This is a genomic window from Candidatus Methylomirabilota bacterium (assembly GCA_035260325.1).
In the GTDB taxonomy this organism is placed as follows: Bacteria; Methylomirabilota; Methylomirabilia; order Rokubacteriales; family CSP1-6; genus AR19.
Genome location: DATFVL010000130.1, coordinates 1 through 4,665, shown reverse-complemented (window position 1 = coordinate 4,665; position 4,665 = coordinate 1). Strand labels below are relative to the sequence as shown.

At 74.3% G+C, this 4,665-nt stretch carries 4 protein-coding genes; all 4 read right to left on the bottom strand.

What is annotated here, in order from left to right; all coding sequences use genetic code 11:
• Positions 1 to 395 (bottom strand): hypothetical protein (locus tag VKG64_08790; protein HKB25136.1); only part of this gene is annotated, 395 nt, incomplete at its 3' end.
• 5 nt (positions 396 to 400) lie between these two features.
• Positions 401 to 1,216: a response regulator gene (locus VKG64_08785; protein HKB25135.1), complete on the bottom strand. Its 816-nt coding sequence runs from the start codon at positions 1,214 to 1,216 to the stop codon at positions 401 to 403.
• A 12-nt stretch (positions 1,217 to 1,228) separates the two neighbouring features.
• On the bottom strand, positions 1,229 to 2,014 hold the full coding sequence (locus VKG64_08780; protein HKB25134.1) for a DUF4388 domain-containing protein: 786 nt from the start codon (positions 2,012 to 2,014) through the stop codon (positions 1,229 to 1,231).
• Positions 2,015 to 2,021: 7 nt separating this feature from the next.
• A partial coding sequence (locus VKG64_08775) for a hybrid sensor histidine kinase/response regulator (GenBank protein HKB25133.1) occupies positions 2,022 to 4,665 on the bottom strand: 2,644 nt, incomplete at its 5' end.

The following is a 4,665-nucleotide window of genomic DNA, read 5'->3' as shown; positions in this document are numbered from 1 at the left end:
GCGAGCCGCGGGCGGAGCGGCGCCAGCATCAGCGGGACGGCGACGAGGCGGAGCAGCGTCTCCGTCGGAGATCCGCCGAGCGCGGCGGTGACGGCCGCGTCGTACGCGACGAGATCCAGCGTCGCGCGGACGCCGACCGTCGCCGCGACGAGCACGGCGTAGAAAGCGCACATGACCGCCGCCGCGACGACCCCGCGCCGCAGCGAGAAGGGCCGGGCGCCGACGAGACCGAGCAGCGCGTAGACGAGCGGCGGCGCCGCCAGCGGCGCCCACCACGGGAGCGGAAGGTCGACGACGACGTCGAGCGCACGGAGGCCCAGCACGGCCCCAGCGGAGAGCTCGAGGCCGAGCACCAGCATGAGCCACGACACCCGTCCCGCGCGTCGTCTGGGCATCGGCATCACAAGGCCTTCGCGAGCTCCGGCAGGGCCTTCTTCACGTAGTACCGGACCTTGCCGAGCGCGCCGGGATCGCCGACCAGGACGGCCAGGAGCGCCGACGCACCGACGGCGTGGAGCAGGAGGGTGCCGCCCTCGTACTCGAGAATGGTTCCCAGGAGCCCGCCCTGCCCCAGCTCGCGGCCGATGCCGCCGGAGGCCTCCGCGAGGCACGACGCCAGCGCGCCGGCCACCTCGGCGTCGGGCACCAGCTCGCCCGCCGACTCGATGAGGAACCCCTCGCGATCTGCGAGCGCGACGAAGCGCACGCCGGGCGTGCCGGCGAGCGACTCGATCTGCCCCTTGACGCCGGCCGGCGTCGCGCCCATACCGGCGTGCTCGTCCGCCGCGGCGGGAGGCGCCCACGCCGGCGCGCGGGCGGGCCCGCGCGCCGCGGCCGGCTTGCCGTTGGCGTGCGCGCTGAGGAGGCCGTCGATCTTCCGGACCAGGTCGTCGGCGCTGAAGGGCTTGAACATCACTTCGCTGGACTGCACCTCGGCGGCCCGCGTCAGGACGGTGCTGTTGACCACGCCGGAGATCAGGAGCACGGGCGTCGTGTGGATCGCCGGGTGCGCCCGCACGAACTGGCAGACCTGATAGCCGTCCTTGTCGGGCAGGACCACGTCACAGATCACCACGTCCGGCCGTGCGCTCTCGATGCGCTCGATCGCCTCGGCGCCGGACGCGGCGGACAGCACCTCCAGGCCGCGGCCCTCGAGGGCCTTCTCGACCACCTTCCTCACGCTCACGCTGTCGTCCACGACGAGGACTTTCGGCACGCGGCGTTCCTCCTACAGGACGGGGGCGACGGCCGTGGCCGCCCGCCCCTCGTCGATCTCGGTCGCGGTGCTCAGCAGGAGCTGCTTGAGATTGCGCTGGATCGTCCTCGGCACGTCCGGCCCGATGGCCTCGAGCGGGTTGAAGGCGAAGCTGCCGTGCGCCTGCTCGTGCGCCGCCAGCACAAGCGCGGCGAACGCCGTCTCACCGGTGAGCCCGAAGAATTCGGCGTGCACGACCCGGCCGCGGTCGAAGACGAGGACGCCCCGCCCGGACGGCAGCCCGAGGACGAGGCGGCCGGTCTTGGCGCCGAGCGCGATCGCCTGCGCGATGTCGGGCAGGTCCATGACGCCCAGCGAGCCGCGCAGGTCATGGGTGGCGTCGGGCGACGCGGCGGGCGCCGGCGGCTCACGACGCGTGACCTCGGCCGCCTGATGGCCGGCCAGCAGATTCGTCACCTCCGAGACGATCGCGGCGGCGGTGAACTCGCCCACCAGGGTCCGGTCGGGCCTGCCCGCGACCGCGCCCTCGGGAAGCTCGTCGCCCGGGCGGGCGACCAGCAGGAACCGCACGCCCGCCATGACGGGATCGTTCCGGACGATGGCGCACAGCGAAACGCCGTCGATGTCCGGGACGCACGCGCGGCTCACGATGAGGTCGGGACGGTCGCGCTCGAGCATCGTCAGCGCGAATGAGCCGCTGGACACGCCGGCGACGTTGCCGAAGCCGGCGGCGCCCAGCGCCCGCCGCAGGGCCGCGAGGGCCTCGCGGTCGGGATCGATCACGAGCACGCGGGGCATCTGCGCCTCAGACCGCCTGGCCCGCCGGCTGCGGGACCATGAGGGACTCGATGAGCTGGACGAATGCCGCCTCGTCGACCGGCTTGGCGACGTAGTGCTCGACGCCGAGCTCCCGCGCGAGGTTCATGTGCTTGGCGCCGGCCCGCGTGGTCAGCACCACGACGGGCAGATGGCGCGTGGCCGGGTGACGCGCGAGGTCGCGGATCAGCTCGTAGCCGTTGAGGCGCGGCATCTCGAGGTCCGTGACGACGACGTCCACGGACCGCGCGGCGAGCCGCTGCAGCGCCTCGGCGCCGTCGTTGGCGGTGACGACGCCAAATCCCGCGCGCCCGAGCATCGCGCCGACGAACTTCCTCACGCTCACGGAGTCGTCCACCAGGAGGACACAGCCCCGCTCGTCCGCGGCCCGCGCGGCGGGAGCGTCGCGCTCGCCGCCGGTCTCGGCCATCGCGCCCTGCGCCGGCATCGCCGCGCCGCTCGTCTCGAGGAGCCTCGCGGGATCGAGGAGCAGGATGACCCGCCCGTCGCCGGTGACGGTGGCGCCCGAAAACGGGCCGACGCCCTCGAGGAAGGCGCCGAGGCGCTTGACGACGATCTCCTCCTTGCCCAGGAGCTCGTCGACCGACACCGCGAGCGTCTTGCGTCCGGTGCGGAGCGCGACGACGGGGAGCGGACCGTCGACGCCGGCGGAGGGGATCGCGAGCACGCGGTCCAGGCGCACGAGGTCCGCGCGCTTGCCCTCGACCTCGAGGGACTCCGCGCCGCCCGCCGACTGGATCTCTTCCCGGCGCGCGCGGACGATCGCCTTCACCGCCGGGACCGGGATGGCGAGAACTTCCGGCCCCACCCGCACGAGGAGCGCATCGGAGATGACCACCGTCAGCGGCAGCTTGATCTTGAAGCGCGTGCCCCGGCCCACCTCGGTCTGCACCTCGATCTCACCGCCGAGCCGCCCGACGTTCGTGCGCACGACGTCCATCCCGACGCCGCGGCCGGCCGCGGCGGTCACCGACTCCGCCGTGCTGAAGCCGGGCAGGAAGATCAGGTCCAGGAGGTCGTGCTCGCCGAGCTCTCGCAGCAGCTCCGGCTTCACGAAGCCGCCGCGCTCCGCCGCCTCCCGGAGCGTCTCCGCGTCGATGCCCCGGCCGTCGTCGGCGACCTCGACGTAGATCGAAGCGCCCTTCTGGGCGGCGCCGAGGTAGATCGTCCCGTGGGCCGGCTTGCCCTCCCGGCGCCGCTCCTCCTCCGTCTCGATGCCGTGGGCGACGGCGTTCCGCGCCAGGTGAAGGAGCGGGTCGGCGATCTGCTCCACGAGCGTGTTGTCCATCTCGACCGCCTCGCCGCTGACCTCGACGGCGACGGTCTTGCCGGCCGCGCGCGCCGCTTCCCGCACCTGGCGCACGAAGCGCGCGAAGAGGCGGCCGACCGGCACCATGCGGGCGCGCGCGATCTCGCTGCGCAGCTCGCCGCTGAGCTGCTGGACGCGCGTCGTGTCCGCGCGAACGGCGCGCACCAGCCCGGCGAGCTGGACCTGGACCTCCGCGAGGTCGCTCGAGATCTCGCCCACCCGTCGGGCCAGGATGTTGAAGTCGTCGTAGCGATCGAATTCCAGCTCCGCGAAGACGTCGCCCAGCGGCACCGCGGGGCCCGGGGCCGCCGGCTCCTCGACGAGGCCCCCGTCCGCCGCCAGCTCGCCGCGCGGCCACTGGGGGTTCGCGTACTTGAGCTCGAACTCGGCGACGGTGTGCGCCATGCGTGACTGCGTGAACGACAGCAGCTCGCCCACCTGCTCGAACTGGACCAGGTGGCGCTCGAGCCGGCTCCGCGCGATCACGAGCTCCCCGGCCAGGCTCATGAGCGCGTCGAGGCGGTCGAGGTTGACGCGAATGCTGGGACGCGCCGGCCGCCCGCCCTCGTCGGCGCGCGGGTGCGCGGGCTCGGCGCGGAGCGCGGCGCGGACCGGCTCGAACCGGGGTCGCGCGTCGTCGCCGGCGGGCGGCTCGCCCGACGCCTCGGCGGGCACCGTCTCGAGCGCGGCGGCCGGCGCCTCCACCCGCGGCGCCTCGACCGCCAGCGTCTCGACGCTCGGCAGCGCGGCGAGCAGCGCCTGCGCGTGGTCGTAGGCTTCGGCGCGGCCGGCGACGGCGCCCTCCGCGCTCCGCACGAGGAGCCTGAGGGCGTCGAGCCCGGCGAACGCCGCCTCGAGCGTCGGCTGGGACAGTGGGCGGCGATGGTCGCGGACCTCGCCGAGCACGTCCTCGATGCGATGCGCGAGGTCACCGATGACCGCGCAGCCGACCGTGTAGGCGGCGCCCTTGAGCGTGTGGACCGCCCGGAACAGCGTGGCGATCTCCGCCTCGCTGGCGCCGGCGCTCTCCAGGGCGATCAGCGACTGCACCATGGATTCGAGGTGCTCGACGGCCTCCGGGACGAAGTACTCGGTGACGTCGGCTTTCCCGCCGAAGAAGCCGTCCAACTCGGCGAGCCGCCGCGCCGTCTCGCCGCCGGGCTCGCCCACCGTCTCCGGCGCCCGACGCGCGAGCGCCGCGGCGAGCGCCGCGGCGTTCTCGGTCCCCGCGGTGCCGATGCTGTCGAGCGCCGTCTTGAGCCAGCCCTGCATGTTGCCGAGCGCGTCGACGGCACGCGCGCGC